The sequence below is a fragment of the Streptomyces sp. NPDC030862 genome, from assembly GCF_055571835.1.
On the sequence record NZ_JBVIEN010000005.1, the window covers coordinates 86,882 to 103,629 of the forward strand.

At 73.3% G+C, this 16,748-nt stretch carries 12 protein-coding genes and 1 pseudogene; 3 read left to right on the forward strand and 10 right to left on the reverse strand.

The features are described 5' to 3' along the window. Window positions 1–18: 18 nt before the first annotated feature. Window positions 19–1,260: pseudogene (locus tag ACZ42X_RS14885) on the forward strand (lipopolysaccharide biosynthesis protein); the annotation flags it as partial. Here the strand turns inward: ACZ42X_RS14885 and ACZ42X_RS14890 are convergent. The 10 genes from ACZ42X_RS14890 to hutU all read right to left on the reverse strand — a co-directional run bounded on the left by ACZ42X_RS14890 (window position 1,244) and on the right by hutU (window position 13,647). Beyond that, window positions 1,244–2,371: a glycoside hydrolase family 26 protein gene (locus tag ACZ42X_RS14890; RefSeq protein WP_468289009.1), complete on the reverse strand. Its 1,128-nt coding sequence runs from the start codon at window positions 2,369–2,371 to the stop codon at window positions 1,244–1,246. The pseudogene ACZ42X_RS14885 and the gene ACZ42X_RS14890 sit on opposite strands and share 17 nt — an antisense overlap. Then, a complete protein-coding gene (locus tag ACZ42X_RS14895) occupies window positions 2,368–2,766 on the reverse strand; it encodes a hypothetical protein (protein WP_468289012.1) in 399 nt (132 codons plus the stop codon). Before ACZ42X_RS14895 ends, ACZ42X_RS14890 begins: the two co-directional genes overlap by 4 nt. 14 nt (window positions 2,767–2,780) lie before the next feature. After that, window positions 2,781–4,538, reverse strand: coding sequence for a hypothetical protein (locus tag ACZ42X_RS14900; RefSeq protein WP_468289015.1), 1,758 nt, complete (start codon window positions 4,536–4,538; stop codon window positions 2,781–2,783). A gap of 200 nt (window positions 4,539–4,738) precedes the next feature. After that, window positions 4,739–5,533: a polysaccharide deacetylase family protein gene (locus ACZ42X_RS14905; RefSeq protein ID WP_468289017.1), complete on the reverse strand. Its 795-nt coding sequence runs from the start codon at window positions 5,531–5,533 to the stop codon at window positions 4,739–4,741. Continuing rightward, the gene (locus tag ACZ42X_RS14910) at window positions 5,530–6,837 is read right to left on the reverse strand and encodes a glycosyltransferase family 2 protein (protein ID WP_468289020.1); all 1,308 of its coding nucleotides are present in this window, start codon (window positions 6,835–6,837) and stop codon (window positions 5,530–5,532) included. Before ACZ42X_RS14910 ends, ACZ42X_RS14905 begins: the two co-directional genes overlap by 4 nt. Window positions 6,838–6,852: 15 nt before the next feature. Next, window positions 6,853–7,956, reverse strand: a complete 1,104-nt coding sequence (locus tag ACZ42X_RS14915) for a GNAT family N-acetyltransferase (protein WP_468289023.1) — start codon at window positions 7,954–7,956, stop codon at window positions 6,853–6,855. Between the two features lie 153 nt (window positions 7,957–8,109). After that, entirely contained in the window at window positions 8,110–9,357 is a 1,248-nt protein-coding gene (gene hutI, locus ACZ42X_RS14920; protein WP_468289026.1) for an imidazolonepropionase, read from the reverse strand. An 83-nt stretch (window positions 9,358–9,440) separates the two neighbouring features. Next, the gene (locus ACZ42X_RS14925) at window positions 9,441–10,781 is read right to left on the reverse strand and encodes a formimidoylglutamate deiminase (RefSeq protein WP_468289030.1); all 1,341 of its coding nucleotides are present in this window, start codon (window positions 10,779–10,781) and stop codon (window positions 9,441–9,443) included. Beyond that, window positions 10,772–11,962, reverse strand: a complete 1,191-nt coding sequence (locus ACZ42X_RS14930; protein WP_468290121.1) for an allantoate amidohydrolase — start codon at window positions 11,960–11,962, stop codon at window positions 10,772–10,774. The genes ACZ42X_RS14925 and ACZ42X_RS14930 overlap by 10 nt, the downstream gene beginning before the upstream one ends. 20 nt (window positions 11,963–11,982) lie before the next feature. Continuing rightward, window positions 11,983–13,647, reverse strand: coding sequence for a urocanate hydratase (hutU, locus tag ACZ42X_RS14935; protein WP_468289033.1), 1,665 nt, complete (start codon window positions 13,645–13,647; stop codon window positions 11,983–11,985). A 124-nt stretch (window positions 13,648–13,771) separates the two neighbouring features. Between hutU and ACZ42X_RS14940 the strand changes: the two genes are divergently transcribed. Both ACZ42X_RS14940 and ACZ42X_RS14945 read left to right on the forward strand, forming a co-directional pair. Continuing rightward, on the forward strand, window positions 13,772–15,202 hold the full coding sequence (locus ACZ42X_RS14940; RefSeq protein ID WP_468289036.1) for a type III PLP-dependent enzyme domain-containing protein: 1,431 nt from the start codon (window positions 13,772–13,774) through the stop codon (window positions 15,200–15,202). 28 nt (window positions 15,203–15,230) lie between these two features. Next, the gene (locus tag ACZ42X_RS14945) at window positions 15,231–16,592 is read left to right on the forward strand and encodes an APC family permease (RefSeq protein WP_468289039.1); all 1,362 of its coding nucleotides are present in this window, start codon (window positions 15,231–15,233) and stop codon (window positions 16,590–16,592) included. Window positions 16,593–16,748 lie beyond the last annotated feature (156 nt).

Consider the following 16,748-nt stretch of genomic DNA (forward strand, 5'->3'; position numbering starts at 1 on the left):
GCGCCCGGCGGCGACTCGATGTTCCGCAACGCCTACGCGCTGATGCTGTCCACCGGTGTCTCGGCCGCACTCGGACTCGGCTTCTGGCTGGTCGCCGCCCGCCACTACACCGAGGAGGCCGTCGGGCAGGGCTCCGCCGCCATCGCCGCGATGCGGCTGCTCGCCTCGGTCACCGCCACGACGATGATCGGCGCGGTGGTGCGGTACGTGCCGCGCGCGGGGCGGGCCACGGGGCCGCTGGTGTGGCGCGCGTACGCCGTCAGCTCGCTGGTGGTGGCGGCGGCGAGCGTGGCGTTCCTGCTGACGCTGGACCTGTGGGGGCCGTCGTACGCGCCGCTGCGCGGCCCGGCCGCCGGGGCGTTCTTCGTCGTCGCGTGCGTGGCGTGGGCGCTGCTCACCCTCCAGGACGGCGTCCTGACGGGCCTGCGCACGGCCGTGTGGGTGCCCGTCGGCAACGCCGTCTTCTCGCTCGGCAAGCTGCTCCTGCTGGTGGCCTTCGCGGGCGCGCTGCCCGTACTGGGCATCTTCGTCTCGTGGGCCGTCGCCATCGCCCTGTCGGTGCTGCCGCTCGGCTGGCTGGTGTTCCGGCGGCTCATCCCGCGCCAGGCCGCCGCCGACCGGGACCGGGAGCCGCCGACTCCACGCGAGATGGGGCGGTTCCTCGCCGGGGACTCGGTGGGCGCGCTGTTCAGCCTGGCGATGATCAACCTGCTGCCGGTGATGGTCGCCGTCCGCTTCGACGCCGCGCACAACGGCTGGTTCTACACCGCGTACACGGTCGGCGGGACCATGGAGTTCCTGGCCATCAACATGGCCTCCTCCCTCACCGCGCACGCCTCGCACAGCCCCGAGTCGCTCGCCGAGGGCGTACGCGGCGCGCTGCGCCGCATGGCGCTGCTGCTGGTGCCGGTGGTGGCGGTGCTCGTCGTCTTCGCGCCGTGGATCCTCACGCCCTTCGGGGCGGCGTACGCCGAGCACGGCACGCTCGTGCTGCGGCTGCTGGCCGCGGCGGCGCTGCCGCGCGTCGCCGTGGAGCTGTACATCGGGGTGCTGCGGGTGCAGGGCCGTACCGGCATGCTGGCCGCCGTGCAGGGCGCCATGTGCGTCCTGGTGCTGGGGAGCGCGGCCGTGCTGACGGCGTCGGCGGGGATCGCGGGGGCGGGGCTCGCGGTGCTGCTGTCGATGGCGGTGATGGCGCTGGTGGCGGCGCCGGGGCTGCGGGCGGCGCTGCGGCCGAAGGGGGTCACCGGGGCGGGACGGGCTGCTTGAAGTAGGGGTCCTGGCCGGCCAGGCGGTACCCCTCCAGGCCGGGCCCGGCGTTGACGGTGAGGTCGCACCCGTCGCCCGGCACCGGGCGGTTCCAGTGGACCAGCGCCTTGACCTTCGGCAGCGTCGGCGCGACCTTCGGGATCTCGGCGTACCAGTCGCGCTGGCGCTGCGGCCGGGCCGGGTCGGGTGCGGTGGCGAACTCGGCCAGCATGAGGGGCTTCTCGGCCGAGATGTGGGCGCGCAGCCAGTCGTAGGAGGGGCGCTGGCTGCGCTCGAAGTCCAGCCAGGTCGTCGTCTTGTGGCAGAGGTAGTAGTTGTACTGGTCCATGCCGATCCAGTCGACGTACGCGTCCCCCGGGTACAGCTCCTTCATCTGCCGCGCGTTCCCCAGGTAGCCGGAGACCGTCCACACCCACACCACGTTGTCCACGCCGAGCCGCTCGAACCGGTCGTGGAGGTGGCGCCAGGCGGCGACGAACTCGGCCGGGGTGCCGGCGCCCTCCTTGAGGCGGAAGTCGGTCTCCTGGTCGAAGGAGAGGAAGACGCGCTTGCCGTACGCCTTGATGCGGCGCGCCTGCGGGTCGATGACCTCCTCGTCGTACGCGCCGGAGGCGATGTTCTTCCAGCCGAGCTGCCGCTCCGTCCAGTTGGCGTGGTGGGGCTCGGTCCAGACGGTGGACTCCCACGCCAGCATCAGCAGCCGCTCGCGGCCGAGCTCCTGCTCGTCGGGGGTGAGGAGCTGTCCGTCGAGCTCGGTGCCGGACATGTCGTGGTAGTTGTAGACGAGATCGAGCTTCCTGCCGATCTTCTGCTCGAAGTCGAGCACCGCGTCCGTGAGGGACCCGTTCGCCGCGTACGGCACGTAGGCGCCCCACCAGGCTCCGCAGGGGGGCACCAGCGAAGCCGTCGGCGCACAGGGCCCTTCCGATGCGTCGCCGGAGGCGGCGTCGCGGGGAAGGCCGTTGCCCGTCGGCGGTCCGTCGTCCTGCCGCGTGACGGACCAGACGCCGAGGCCGAGCAGCAGTGCTCCCACCACGGCGATCACCAGGACCAGATACGACGTTTCCCTGCTCGTCATCCCGTCGGCCCGCCGCCGGCTCATCGGTCCCCTCCCCCGTCGGGTTGGACACCTTCGACGGCACGCGCCCGCGCTGCCGGGAGCCGAACACCCGGGAGCGCGGTGACCACCGTCGTGAAGGAGGCCAGCGGCACCAGGAAAGCGGTCGACGAGAACGACTCGGCGAGGAGGAGCGAGGTCGCGGTGAGCGTGGCCAGCGACAGACTGACCGGCGCCGCCAGCGCCAGCGCCTCCAGCCGGTCCCCGGGCCGCAGGCCCCGCGGTTGGGGAAACAGCAGCGCGAGCCCCGGTCCCAGGGTGACGAAGGCGAGGACCGGGATCCAGCGCAGCGGGGAGCCCGCGGGCAGCGCTGTGGCTCCCAGCGCCAGCCACCCGGATGCCGCCAGTACCACTCGTGCCGGTACGTGGTTGAGACGCATGGCGATCTCCCCTCTCACCCTCGGACGTATTCCAGGAAGAGCCCGTGCTCGTCGTCCTCCAGCACCCGGAACAGCGGTGACCGCTTGAGGTCGGCCTTGATGTCCCGGAACTCGGCCCGCGTCAGGTAGCCCTCGCCGATGACCGCTCTCTCCTGCGTCGGGGTGAGAATCACGAACGCCGGGTAGCCCTTGGGAATGCCGCGCGCCAGGTAGCCCGCCGGGTCATCGAGCATCTTCTTGTTCTCGGCTCTCTCCTGCTCGGCGAAGTACCACCTGCCGTAGTCGGGGTAACGGATGTACGCGCCGGGATACGCCCCTGTCGCGGCCAGGATGACCGAACCGGCCGGGATCCTGTCGTACGTCCGGGTGACGAGCGCTGTTTCGGCAGGTGGCGTGTAGTGCGAGCCCTCCTTGCCGTAATACGAGGGCAGGAACCCGGCGAGCAGCGCGGTCAGCGCGACGGGCAGCGCCACGCTCGCCCCCCTGCGGGCGACGCGGGCCGCCCCCCGCTTCGTCCCGGCCGCCGGCACCAACGCCGCGGCGGCGAAGAAGGCCGTGCCGGGCAGCCCGAACAGGTAGACCCGGAAGAGCATCTCGCCGCCGTAATCGTTGACGGCGAACATCGGTACCGGCGCCGCCACGGCCAGCAAGAGCGGCAGTGCGCTGCGCACCAACCGCCGGCGCAGCAGCACCGCCGCGGCGGCCAGCGCGCCGAGGAACAGCACCATGAGGATGTTGGCTGTCGCGACCAGCTCGGGCCCAGGGCCGGAGGGCTCTCCCGCGTATCCGGCCCGGGAGTTGCCGAGCAGGTCGCCGGCCGATTCACGCAGGGTGCTCAGCGTGTCCAGGAACAGCACACGGCCCATGGTCAGGTCCCAGAAGAGCATGATCACTCCGGTGACCACGAGCAGCCCGATGTTTCGGTAGCGGCGGGTGAAGCACAGCGCCGCGAGGGCGGCGAACATCATCACGGGGGTGAGCTGGTGTGATGCGTTGGTGGCTGCGATGAGCGGGGAGAGGAACAGGACACCGGCGGCGCGCTGCCAAACGGTGGTCGACGGGGGCACGTCCGCCGCCGCAGGGTCGAGATTGGCCCGGTCTCGCAGCGACCGGGCGGACCCCGGCCGTACGAAGTGCCGTACCACGACAACGAGGACGGCCAGGTAGAGCAGGTATGAGAAGCCCTGGGGAGCGAGGTAGTCCTGACCCACCCAGTTGGCGAGCTGGTAGATCCACACGCCCGTCCACACGAGTCGCCAGTCGCCGCTGAAGGTGCGGTAGATCACCACCAGTAGGGGCACGGCCAGCACACCGAACACGACCGGCGCCCAGTTGATGTACGGGGTGGCGGCCTCCAACCCGAAGGCGCGCACCAGCGCCGCATTGAGGCCGAAGAAGCCCGGCCACTGGTCGTACGCCGACATACCGCCCGACAGTTCGTCGTATGGGTAGACCGTGCCCTCCACGAGCAGCCTGCTGATCACGGCGTCGTGCTTGGAGGCCCAGGCATAGCGGGCCCCGTCGTACAGCACGGCCGGCGGCGCCTTGAGAGCGACCAGCATGGCCAGGCAGTACCCGGCAGGCCACCATGGCGTGGTCCCGGCACGGCGCAGTGTGAACACAAAGCCTGCCGTCAGGACGAGGAGCGCGGCATAGTAGGCCACCGGGAAACGGTCGAGAAGCCCGTAGTCACCGATATCGCGGAAACCGATACGGGGCAGCGCATAGAGCCACAGAGCAGCGGCGACGAGGAGCGGCACTGCGGTGACCACCGTCCACAACGGCCGTCCCACCCTTGTGCCGGGCGGGGGCGCGCCGGACCGGGCGTCCGCCACTTCCTCGCCGGTCCTCCGGGTGGCGACCGGTGAGGGCACGTCTTGCCGGTGCCGCACTGTGCCACTCCCTCCATAAATGTGGCGTTTCAGACAATTATGGGGCGAGCCTCCACTTTCAGGTGGAATGCGCGATCTTCCTACCCCGGAAATTCCGGCCCGTGAACCGCCGCTCTCGCCCGCCGGTACACCCGCCAGCCGACGGTCGCCGGCGAGTCCGGGTACGGCGCCGTCCGCGCGCCCCGGCCCTGCATCCAGCGCTCGACGTCGGCGACGGTGTGCGTACGGCGCAGGATGAGCCGGGAGATGCGGTACGCCTCGTCCGTGCGGGAGCTGAGGGCGTGCCGTACGGCGACGGCGGACGCGTATCCGGCCTCCCGCGCGGCCCGCCGTACGGCGCGGCTGTTGTAGCCGTGCGGGTAGGCCAGGTGGGCCACCTCGTGGCCGAGCACGTCCTCCAGGGCCGCCTTGGAGTCGCGCAGCTCCCGGCGGACGGCCCGGGGTGGGAGCACGTCCAGCTGGGGGTGGGTGACGGTGTGCGCGCCGACCTCCAGGCCGTACTGCTCCAGCAGCGGTGCCTGCGTGAGCGCCATCATCGGCGCGGGCGGCAGCAGGCAGGCGCGGCCCGGGGTGATGGCCCCGGTCGTCAGGTAGGCGGTGGCGGGCAGGGAGCGGGCGGCGAGCGCCTCGGCGGTCGGGCCGGGCAGGTCGGCGAAGCCGTCGTCGAAGGTGAGCACGACGGGCCGGGGCGGCAGGCCGCCCTTCCCCGCGAGGTGGGCGGCGAGGGCGCTGAGCGGCACGGGGGTGCGGCCGCTCGCCACGACGGCGTCGAGCTGCGCCGCGAAGTCGGCGGGCGTGACGGTGAACTCGGCGATCCAGGGCGGCGGGTCGTCCGTCACGGCGTGGTACAGCAGCACCGGCACGGGCGTTCTCATCGGGCCTCACCGCTTCCGCCGCTTCCGCCGCTTCTGAGGCGCAGCCGCGCGCGGGCGTAGCCGACGGGCCCGTACAGCATGCCGAGCCGCTCCAGGCGGGAGAGGGAGCGCGGCCAGGGCTGGCCATGGGCCCCGTGTGCGCCGGGGGCGGCCACTCCCGGCGCGGCGCCGCGCGCGGCGGTCATCGCGCGGGCGTGGGCCAGGCCGCGCGGGAGGCGGGCGAGGAGCGCGGGCAGCAGGGCGGGGCGGCGGACGGCGAGGGCCGTGAGGTACGCGGTGAGCCCGGCGCCGTAGCCGTACGCCTGCCGGCGCAGGTCCGGCCAGGTCTCGCGGTGGTGGTGCCAGACGAGCGCATCGGGCGTGTAGCGCAGGCGGTGCCCGGTGGCGAGGACGCGGACGAAGGCGTACAGGTCGTCGCCGCCCTTGGCGGGCGTACCGGTGCCGGTGGCGGGGTCGAAGCCGCCCACGGCCTTCAGGGCGCTCGCGCGGAAGGCCATGTTGGCGCCCGAGCCGAAGCTGCCCGCCGTGAACGGGAAGAGCGGCTCGTCGGCGGGCGGGCGCGCCGGGTCCCAGGTGCGCGGCGTGAAGCCCTTGGCGAAGCCGCCGTGGCTCTCCAGGAGGACCTGGGCGGGCGTACGCAGCCGGGCGGGCAGGATCAGGCCCGTGACGCAGCCGGTGCCCGGGTCGGCGGCGAAGGGCGCGGTGAGGGCGGACAGCCAGTGCGGGTCGGCGACCACGTCGTCGTCGGTGAAGGCGAGGACGGTGCCGTCGGCGACGGCGGCGCCGGTGTTGTGGGCGGCGGCGAGGCCGGGGACGTCCTCCCGTACGTACCGGACGGTGGGGTACTTGGCCGCGACGAGTTCGCGGGTGGCGGTGGTGCGGGGTGCGTTGTCGACGACGACGATCCCGTGGTCGGGGTGGTCCTGGGCGAGGAGCGAGTCCAGGGCGCGGGCGAGCTGCCCGGCGCGCTCGCGGGTGGCGACGACGACGGTCGTCCGGGGCAGGTCGCCGTACGGTTCCACCGGTGGCCGGGGCTCCGTGCCGGCCAGGCGCTCCCGGGCGAGGGCCGCGACCGCGCGGGCGGGGTCCGCGGTGGTGGCGACGCGGCCCAGGACGGTGCCGACGGGCCTGCCTTGGACCCGTACGAGAGCGAAGACCCACTCCGTCGGCTCGTCGGCGCACCGGAAGGAGCGGATGGAGGCGCCGTCCGGGTCCGGGCCCGGGTCCGGGTCCGTGAGGTCGTCGAGGTCGTCGAGGTCGAGGTCGGCGACGGCGATCGGCGGCCGGGGCGGGCTGTGCGGCATGAGGGAGCTCCTCCTTCAGCGGCGGCGGAGCCGGCCGGCCTGGTTGAGTGCCTGCCGGGCGTATCCCGCGAGGCGGGGCCGGTCGCGTACGAAGCGGTGAGCGCGGCGGCGCGGCTCACGGGCGATCCGGTACAGGCCCGCGCGCACTCCGGGGCGTACGGACACCCCTTCGTAGACCCACAGTTCACCGGTCTTGAGGGCGTCCTTGTACTCGGCGGCGCCGCGCCCGAGGTCGAGCATCCCGATGCCCGCCGCGGCGGCCGCCTCGGCCATGCGCAGGTGCAGGATCAGGCCGGGCGAGTACGTGGCGTAGGCGGGGTCGTACGCCGGGAACCAGCACGACAGGACGGTGCGGGAGCGCAACCCGAAGTGGGCGGCGACCGGCCGCCCGGAGACGTACAGCACGGACAGCACGCCGGAACAGCCGGGCGCGCGCGTGTGGTGCAGGCCGCGCACGAGGGCGCTGATCCACTCCCGTGCGAACCGGTCGCGGCGGCCGGTACGGCGGTACTGGGCCGACTTCCACGCCATGAGCGTGCGCAGGGCGGCCGGGTCGCGCTCGTCGAACACGAACCGCACCTCCCCGGCCCGGCGGCCGAGGCGCCGCTCCTTGGCGAGGGTGGTCTTCAGGAACTTGGGCGACCGCGCGCGCAGGGCCGTCTCGTAGGCCGCGTACCCCTCCCCGACGTCGATGACGGGCGAGGCGAACGCCTCGGCGGCGTCCGCGACGAACAGGCCCTGTCCGGCTTCGAGGTTGTCGAACCGCCAGGCGGTCAGCCCGCAGCCCCGCAGCAGCGCGGGGCCCGTCGTCTTCAGCCCGGCCCGGAACACCCCTCCCTGGCAGTCCGAAACGCCGAGTCCGATGGCCCGCCCGTGGCCCAGGGGGCCGTTCTCGTACGGGAGGAACCCGGCCGTCTCGCCGCCTTCGGAGAGGACGGCGACCCGCGCCGTGCCGGGGCGTACGCGGGCGACGGCGAGGGTGAACTCCGGCTCCATGAAGGGGTTGGCGGGGACGCCGGAGGTAGCGCGCAGTGCGCGCCACGTTTCCAGGTCACCTTCGGTCAGCTCCCCCGGCCTGACGACATGGACGCGGACGTCCTGTTCACGCGCAGCGCTCAACTCCGACCCCCCGGTCCCGGTTTCCCGGTCTCCCCCTGAGCCTTGCTGGACGAGACGGTACCGGGTCAAATCCCCGTAGGACAGGGTTACTTACGCATGTGGTGACCGATGGGAAGCCTGGGGTGACCAGAGGGGTCGGAGAGGCGGGAGTGGTCAGACCTCGCGTACGCCGCCGCGCCAGACCGCCGCGGCCAGCGGGACGCCCGGGCGGTAGGCCAGGTGGACGTGGGACGGGGCGTCGAGGAGGACCAGGTCCGCGCGGGCGCCGGGGGTGAGGCGGCCGATGTCCTCGCGGCGCAGCGCGGCGGCCCCGCCGGCGGTGGCGGACCAGAGCGCCTCGTCGGGCGTCATGCCCATGTCCCGTACGGCGAGGGCGATGCAGAACGGCATGGAGGAGGTGAAGGAGGAGCCGGGGTTGCAGTCCGTGGACAGGGCCACGGTCACGCCCGCGTCCAGGAGCCGGCGCGCGTCCGGCCACTCGGCGCGGGTGGAGAACTCGGCACCCGGCAGCAGGGTCGCGACCGTGCTGCCGCTCGCGAGGGCGTCCACATCGGCCTGGGTGAGGTGGGTGCAGTGGTCGGCGGAGGCGGCGTCGAGTTCGACGGCGAGCTGGACGCCGGGGCCGTACGACAGCTGGTTGGCGTGGACGCGGGGGTGCAGGCCGCGCGCCTTGCCCGCGGTGAGGATGGCGCGGGCCTGGTCGCCGTCGAAGGCGCCCTTCTCGCAGAAGACGTCGATCCAGCGGGCGTGCGGGGCGCACGCCTCCAGCATCGGGCCGGTGACGAGGTCGACGTAGCCCGCCGGGTCGTCGGCGTAGTCGGGGGAGACGATGTGCGCGCCGAGGTAGGTCACCTCGTCGGTGTGGCGGGCGGCGATGCGCAGGGCGCGGGCCTCGTCGTCGACGGTGAGGCCGTAGCCGGACTTGGTCTCGAAGGTGGTCGTGCCCTGGCGCAGGGCCTCGCGCAGATAGCGGGTGAGGTTGGCTTCGAGGGCCTCGTCGGTGGCGGCGCGGGTGGCGGCGACGGTGGTGCGGATGCCGCCGGCGGCGTACGGCTGCCCGGACATGCGAGCGTTGAACTCGGCGGTGCGGTCGCCCGCGAAGACCAGGTGGGAGTGGGAGTCGACGAAGCCGGGGACGACGGCCCGGCCGCCGGCGTCGACCCGATTGTCAGTGGCGGGTGCTTTGCTGGCTTCACCGATCCAGGAGACGCGGTCGCCGTCGATGACGACGGCCGCGTCCCGGATCAGGCCGAGGGGGGATCCGTCACCGAGGGAGGGGTCGTTGGTGACCAGGCTGGCGATGTTGGTGATGACGGTCGCCGTCGCCGCGACGGCGCTGTTCGTCGTGGCGGGGGCGGGCGTCGCCGCGGGGGTGTTCGTGGTCTCCGGACCGCTGCTCATGGTGAGGGGTGCCTCCTTCGGTCGTGCCGGTGCGGGTGCGGGTGCGGGTGGTGCCGGTCGCGTCGCCGGTCGCGTCGGTCGCGTCAGTCGCGCAGGGCGGCGATCGCGTCCGCCAGTGCCCGGGGGACGTCCGGGACCTGGGCGTGGGCCCCGTCCCGCACGACATGGCGGCCTCCCACGACCGTATGCCGCACATCCGCTGCCGACGCGGCGAATACCGCCGTCTCGGCTGCCAGACGCGGTGGCGGCCCCGCTGTCCTGACCGAGTCGAGCGCGATCGTCGTGAAGTCGGCGAGCGCGCCCGCCGCCAGGCGGCCCGCGTCGGGCCAGCCGAGGGCCGCGTGGCCGTCGGTGGTGGCGGCGCGCAGCAGCGCGGCGGCCGTCCAGTGGCCGCGCGTGCGGGTGCGCAGGCGCTCGTCGAGCTCCATCGCGCGCGCCTCCTCCAGCAGGTCGATGACCGCGTGGCTGTCGCTGCCCAGCGACAGGGGCGACCCGGCCTTCTGAAGGGCGGCGGCAGGGCCGATGCCGTCGGCCAGGTCGCGCTCGGTCGTCGGGCACATGCAGGTGCCGGTGGCCGAGCCGCCGAGCAGGGCGACGTCCTCGTCGGTGAGGTGGGTGTTGTGGACGCCGGTGGTGTGCGCGCCGAGCACGCCGTGGTCGGCGAGCAGGCGGGTCGGGGTGCGGCCGTGGGCGGCCAGGCACGCCTCGTTCTCCGCCGTCTGCTCGGAGAGGTGGACGTGCAGCGGCGCCCGGCGCTCGGCGGCCCACTGGGCGACCGTGGACAGCTGGTCGGCGGGGACGGCGCGGACGGAGTGGATGGCGGCGCCCACCCGGGCGTGCTCCCGCTCCTTCAGCAGCGCGGCGCGCTCGGCCCAGGCCTCGGCGGTGCCGTCGGAGAAGCGCAGCTGGTGGTCGTTGGGCGGCTCGCCGAAGCCGCTCGACAGGTACGCCGTGTCGAGCAGCGTGATCCGGATGCCCGCCTCGCCGGCCGCCGCGATGAGCGCCTCGCCCATGGCGTTGGGATCGGCGTAGGGGGTGCCGCCGGGTGCGTGGTGCAGGTAGTGGAACTCACCGACGGCGGTGATGCCGGCGAGCGCCATCTCGGCGTACGTGGCCCGCGCGAGCGCGTGGTAGGTGTCCGGGGTGAGCCGCTGGGCGACCCCGTACATGACCTCGCGCCAGGTCCAGAAGGTGCCGCTGCCGACCTGTACCGAGCCGCGCAGGGCCCGGTGGAAGGCGTGGCTGTGCGCGTTGGCGAGGCCCGGGAGCGTCAGGCCCCGCAGGACGGTCGCGCCCGGCGGCGGGGTGGCGACGCCGGTGCGGACGGCGGCGATCCGGCCGTCCGCCCCGGCTTCGAGGACCACGCCCGACTCGACCGCCGGGTCGAGCCAGGCGTGCTCCAGCCAGTACGTGGTCACGCGCATGCCAGGCCCTCCAGTACGTCGGCGAGGGCGTGGACGCCCGCCACGCAGTCGTCCTCGGTCGCGGACTCCGCCGGGGAGTGCGAGACGCCCGTGGGGTTCCGTACGAACAGCATGGCCGTCGGGATGGAGGCCGACAGGATGCCCGCGTCGTGGCCGGCGCCGGTGCCGAGGACCGGGATGCCGCCGCCGAGGATCTTGGCGAGCTCGTCGCGCAGCGCGTGCTCGAACTCGACGACCGGTGTGAAGGACTCCCGGACCACCGTGAGGTCGATCCCGTGCCGGTCGGCGTATTCGCGCGCCGCCCGCTCGATGCCGGACACGACGGTGTCCAGCGTCTCCTGGTCGGCCGCGCGGGAGTCCAGCCAGCCGCGCACCAGCGACGGGATGGCGTTGACGCCGTTCGGCTCGACGGAGATCTTGCCGAAGGTGGCCACCGCGCCCGCCAGCTCCGCCTCGCGGCGGGCGGCGAGCACGGTCTCGGCGTACGTCAGCATCGGGTCGCGCCGGTCGACCAGCCGGGTGGTGCCGGCGTGGTTGGCCTCGCCGTGGAAGTCGTACCGCCAGCGGCCGTGCGGCCAGATGGCGGAGGCGATGCCGACCGGGTCGCCGGACAGGTCCAGGGCCCGGCCCTGCTCGACGTGGAGTTCGACGAATGCGCCGATGCGCGCGAGCCGCTCCGGGTCCGGGCCGATGGCCTCCGGGTCGTATCCGGCCTCCTCCATGGCGCGCGGCAGCGGGACGCCGTCGCCGTCGCGCAGCGCGTACGCCGCCTCCTTGGTCAGCTGCCCGGCCGTCAGCCGGGAGCCGACGCAGGCGAGGCCGAAGCGGGCGCCCTCCTCGTCACCGAAGTTGGTGACGGCGACCGGCCGGCGGAACTCCACACCCCTGTGGCGGAGTTCGTCCAGCGCGGCGAAGGAGGACACCACGCCCAGCGGGCCGTCGAAGGCGCCGCCGTCCGGGACCGAGTCCAGGTGCGAGCCGGTGACGATCGCGCCCTCGCCGAGGGGGTCGCCGAGCCAGGCCCACTGGTTGCCGTTGCGGTCCGTCTCGTACGTCAGGTCGCGCGCCTCCGCCTGCGCCCGGAACCAGGCGCGGCAGTCGCGGTCGGCCTCCGTCCAGGCGTACCGGCGGTAGCCGCCGGAGGCCGGGTTCCGGCCCACCGGCAGCAGGTCCCGCCACATCTCGTGGAAGGTCGGGAGCGTCACGCGTCGTCACCCTCGCGCATCGGGACCCGGACACCCTTCTCGTCCGCGACCGTCTCGGCGATGTCGTAGCCGGCGTCCACGTGCCGGATGACACCCATGCCCGGGTCGTTGGTCAGGACGCGGCGGATCTTCTCGCCCGCCAGCGGCGTGCCGTCGGCGACCGTCACCTGGCCCGCGTGGATCGAGCGGCCCATGCCGACGCCGCCGCCGTGGTGGAGGGAGACCCAGGAGGCGCCGGAGGCGACGTTCACCATGGCGTTGAGGAGCGGCCAGTCGGCGATGGCGTCCGAGCCGTCGAGCATGGCCTCGGTCTCGCGGTACGGGGAGGCGACGGAGCCGCAGTCGAGGTGGTCGCGGCCGATGACGACCGGCGCGGACAGCTCACCGCTCGCCACCATGTCGTTGAAGCGCTCGCCCGCGCGGTCGCGCTCGCCGTAGCCGAGCCAGCAGATGCGGGCGGGCAGGCCCTGGAAGTGGACGCGCTCGCCGGCCATCTTGATCCACCGGGCGAGGGACTCGTTCTCGGGGAAGAGGTCGAGGATCGCGCGGTCGGTCGCGGCGATGTCCTTGGGGTCGCCGGACAGGGCCGCCCAGCGGAAGGGGCCCTTGCCCTCGCAGAAGAGGGGCCGGATGTAGGCGGGGACGAAGCCGGGGAAGGCGAAGGCCCGGTCGTAGCCGGCGAGCTGGGCCTCGCCGCGGATGGAGTTGCCGTAGTCGAAGACCTCGGCGCCCGCGTCCATGAAGCCGACCATGGCCTCCACGTGCCGGGCCATCGACTCGCGGGCCCGCTGGGTGAAGTCGGCGGGCTTCTCGGCGGCGTACGACGCCATGTCCTCGAAGGCGACGCCGACCGGCAGGTAGGCCAGCGGGTCGTGGGCCGAGGTCTGGTCGGTGACGATGTCGATGGGCGCGCCCATGGCGAGCAGCTGCGGGACGAGCTCGGCGGCGTTGCCGAGGACGCCGATGGAGAGCGGCTTGCGGGCGTCGCGGGCCTCGGTGGCGAGGGCGAGGGCGTGGTCGAGGGAGTCGGCCTTCACGTCGAGGTAGCGGTGCTCGATGCGGCGCTCGATGGCGCGCGGGTCGCAGTCGATGCAGATCGCCACGCCGTCGTTCATCGTCACGGCGAGCGGCTGGGCGCCGCCCATGCCGCCGAGACCGGCGGTCAGGGTGATGGTCCCGGCCAGGGTGCCGCCGAACTTCTTCGCGGCGACGGCGGCGAACGTCTCGTACGTGCCCTGGAGGATGCCCTGGGTGCCGATGTAGATCCACGAACCGGCGGTCATCTGCCCGTACATGGTCAGGCCGAGCTGCTCCAGGCGCCGGAACTCCTCCCAGTTCGCCCAGTCGCCCACCAGGTTGGAGTTGGCGATGAGGACGCGTGGGGCCCACTCGTGCGTCTGCATGACGCCGACCGGGCGGCCGGACTGGACGAGCATCGTCTCGTCCTGCTTCAGGGTCCGCAGCGTACGGACCATGGCGTCGAAGGAGCGCCAGTCGCGCGCGGCCTTGCCGGTGCCGCCGTAGACGACGAGCTTGTCGGGGTGCTCGGCGACCTCGGGGTCGAGGTTGTTCTGCAGCATCCGCAGGGCGGCTTCCTGCTGCCATCCCAGGGCGCTCAGTTCCGTACCGCGCGGGGCCCGTACGGGGCGGGGTCCTGACATGGGGATGCCTCCTCGAAACGACTGCACGAAGACGTGTTGCAGAATCAGTTATTCACATACTGGCCTGCTGAATAGAAGTAGTCAACGGCTGCGGTCGCGCACGCCGGGTGATTGGCTGGAGCACATGGCTTCGAACCGTCGCGATCAAGCCGTACGAGCATCACGCGAGCAGGTCGCACCAGCCCCGCGCGAGCAGGCCGGGCGTGCAACCCGCGATCAGGCCGTGCGAGCCGCGGTCGACCAGGGCCTCCTCACCGAGGCCGAGCCCGTCGCCGCGCTCCTCGACACCGACGGCGTCCGCGCCTCCGCCTCCGCCCTGCGCGCCGCCTTCGCGGCCGTCACCGACGCGCCCGTGCTGCACGCCTTCGCCGTCAAGGCCTGCCCGCTCGTCCCCGTCCTGCGCCTGCTGTACGAGGCGGGGCTCGGCGCCGAGGTCGCGAGCCCCGGCGAGCTGGCCCTGGCCCGCGCCGCCGGGGTCGACCCGGCCCGGATCGTCCTCGACTCGCCCGCGAAGACGCCCGCCGAGCTGCGCGAGGCCCTCGCCCTCGGGATCGCCGTCAACGCCGACAACCCGCAGGAGCTCGCCCGTATCGACGCCCTGCTCGCGCAGGCGCCGAGCGCCTCGCCCCTCGGGCTGCGGGTGAACCCGCAGATCGGCGGCGGCACCATCGACGCCCTGTCCACCGCCACCGCCACCTCCAAGTTCGGCGTGGCGCTGCGCGACGAGGGCGCCCGCGCCCGCGTTGTCCAGGCGTACCTCGACCGCCCCCGGCTCAGCCGGCTGCACACCCACTCCGGCTCCCAGGGCCTGCCGCTGTCGCTCCTCGTCGCCGGTGTCCGCGCGGCGTACGAACTCGCCGAGGAGATCAACGCCGCCGCCGGGCGCCGCCAGGTCGACACCCTCGACATCGGCGGCGGCCTCCCGGTGAACTTCGCCTCCGACGAGGAGACCCCGACGTACGCCGCGTACGCCCGCCTCCTCGCCGCCGAGGTGCCCGGGCTGTTCGACGGGCGCTACGGCCTGGTGACCGAGTTCGGCCGGTCCCTGCTGGCCAAGCACGGCACGGTCCTCGCCCGCGTGGAGTACACCAAGACGTCCGGTTCCCGGCCCATCGCCGTCACCCACGCGGGCGTCCAGGTCGCCACCCGTACCATCTACGACCCCGCCTCCTGGCCGCTGAGGATCGCCGCGTACGACGCGGAGGGGCTGCCCAAGGAGGACGGCCCGGCCGTCGACCAGGACGTGGCGGGCCCCGCCTGCTTCGCGGGCGACCTCCTCGCCGTCGCGCGCCCGCTGCCGCTCCTCGCACCGGGCGACGTGGTGGCGGCGCTGGACACCGGGGCGTACTACTTCGCGCACCACTACGCGTACAACTCCCTGCCCCGCCCCGGCGTGTACGGCTACACCGCAGGCGACGACGGGACGGTCCGCTTCACCACCGTGCGGCCGCCGCAGAGCGTCGCCGAGATCGTCGCCGAGGCGGGCGGCGGTCACCCGGACGCGCTGGTGCGCCCGGACGCGCCGGTGCGCCCAGACGTACCAGTGCCCGACTGACGCCGTGGCTCCGGGGCACAACCTCCCCATGGCCACGCACGTACCCGAGCAGGAGCAGGGCCCCGGAGATGACACCGCGCTCAAGCGGGCCATCGGGCCGAAGCTGCTCATCCTCTTCGTCATCGGCGACATCCTGGGCACCGGCATCTACGCCACCACCGGCAAGGTCGCCGGCAAGATCGGCGGCGCGCTCTGGCTGCCGTTCCTCATCGGCTTCGTCGTCGCGATCCTGACGGCGGCGTCGTACGTCGAACTCGTCGGCAAGTATCCGAAGGCCGCCGGAGCGGCCCTCTACACCCAGAAGGCGTTCAAGGTCCCCTTCCTGACCTTCATCGTCGCCTTCATGGTGATGTGCTCGGGGCTGTCGTCCGCGAGCGCCGCCGCGCGGGCCTTCAGCGGGGACTACCTCGCCGAGTTCACCGGGGGCGCGGTCCCGCCGACGCTGATCGCGATCCTGTTCATCCTCGCCCTCGCGGCGCTCAACCTGCGGGGCGTGTCGGAGTCGGTGAAGACGAACGTCGTCCTCACCGTCGTCGAACTGACGGGCCTGCTCATCATCCTCACCATCGGCGCGTGGGCGGTCCTGACGGGCGAGGGCGAGCCGTCGCGCCTCGGCGACCTCACGGCGACCGGCACGGGGTACGCGCTGCTCACCGGCGTCCTCGGCGCGACCGCGCTGGGCTTCTTCGCCTTCGTCGGCTTCGAGGACTCGGTCAACATGGCCGAGGAGACCCGCGACCCGGTCCGCACCTTCCCCCGGGCGATCTTCACCGGCGTCGCCGTCACCGGCACCATCTACGTCCTGGTGGCGCTGGTCTCCTCGCTCCTCGTCGACCACCGCACGCTGGAGAAGTCCAGCGGACCGCTGCTGGAGGTGGTGAAGGCGGGCGGGCTGGACTTCCCGCCCAAGGCGTTCGCGCTGATCGCCCTGTTCGCCGTCACCAACTCGGCGCTGATCAACATCATGATGGCCTCGCGGCTCTGCTACGGCATGGCCAACGAGCGGATCCTGCCGCGCGCCATGGGCCGCGTGCTCGCGGTGCGGCGCACGCCGGTCGTCGGCATCGTCTTCGTCTCGCTCCTGGCCATCGGCCTCGTTTCGACGGGCGAGATCGAGGGGCTCGGCGACACCACCGCGTTCCTGCTGCTGTGCGTCTTCGCGGTGGTCAACGTCGCGGTGCTCGTGCTGCGCCGCGACCGCGTCGGACACGCGCACTTCCGTACGCCGACGGCGCTGCCGGTCCTCGGGGCGCTCACGTCCCTGATCCTGGCGAGCCCGCTCGCGGACCGGGAGGCGGACGTGTACGTCCGGGCGGGCGTGCTGCTGGCGATCGGCATCGCGCTGTGGGCGGTCAACAAGCTGGTGCTGCGCGTACGCGGCGAGGGGTGAGGCCGGGGGCGTGGGTCCGACGTGTGAGGCGAACCGTACCGCCCGGGGCGCATGTTCCGTTGGAAAATGCCAGAACTCCCTCCGGGCGGGCGAACGTTGCGTAACGTCGCCGTCACTGCCGTGTCCACGCAACGGGGAACAGGGAGGCGAGCCCGC

Excerpts from the sequence above, each read along its gene's own strand:
- ACZ42X_RS14890 (WP_468289009.1), bottom strand. The coding sequence starts at position 2,371 with ATGAGCCGGCGGCGGGCCGACGGGATGACGAGCAGGGAAACGTCGTAT.
- ACZ42X_RS14895 (WP_468289012.1), bottom strand. The coding sequence starts at position 2,766 with ATGCGTCTCAACCACGTACCGGCACGAGTGGTACTGGCGGCATCCGGG.
- ACZ42X_RS14905 (WP_468289017.1), bottom strand. The coding sequence starts at position 5,533 with ATGAGAACGCCCGTGCCGGTGCTGCTGTACCACGCCGTGACGGACGAC.
- ACZ42X_RS14910 (WP_468289020.1), bottom strand. The coding sequence starts at position 6,837 with ATGCCGCACAGCCCGCCCCGGCCGCCGATCGCCGTCGCCGACCTCGAC.
- hutI (WP_468289026.1), bottom strand. The coding sequence starts at position 9,357 with ATGAGCAGCGGTCCGGAGACCACGAACACCCCCGCGGCGACGCCCGCC.
- ACZ42X_RS14925 (WP_468289030.1), bottom strand. The coding sequence starts at position 10,781 with ATGCGCGTGACCACGTACTGGCTGGAGCACGCCTGGCTCGACCCGGCG.
- ACZ42X_RS14930 (WP_468290121.1), bottom strand. The coding sequence starts at position 11,962 with ATGTGGCGGGACCTGCTGCCGGTGGGCCGGAACCCGGCCTCCGGCGGC.
- hutU (WP_468289033.1), bottom strand. The coding sequence starts at position 13,647 with ATGTCAGGACCCCGCCCCGTACGGGCCCCGCGCGGTACGGAACTGAGC.
- ACZ42X_RS14940 (WP_468289036.1), top strand. The coding sequence starts at position 13,772 with ATGGCTTCGAACCGTCGCGATCAAGCCGTACGAGCATCACGCGAGCAG.
- ACZ42X_RS14945 (WP_468289039.1), top strand. The coding sequence starts at position 15,231 with ATGGCCACGCACGTACCCGAGCAGGAGCAGGGCCCCGGAGATGACACC.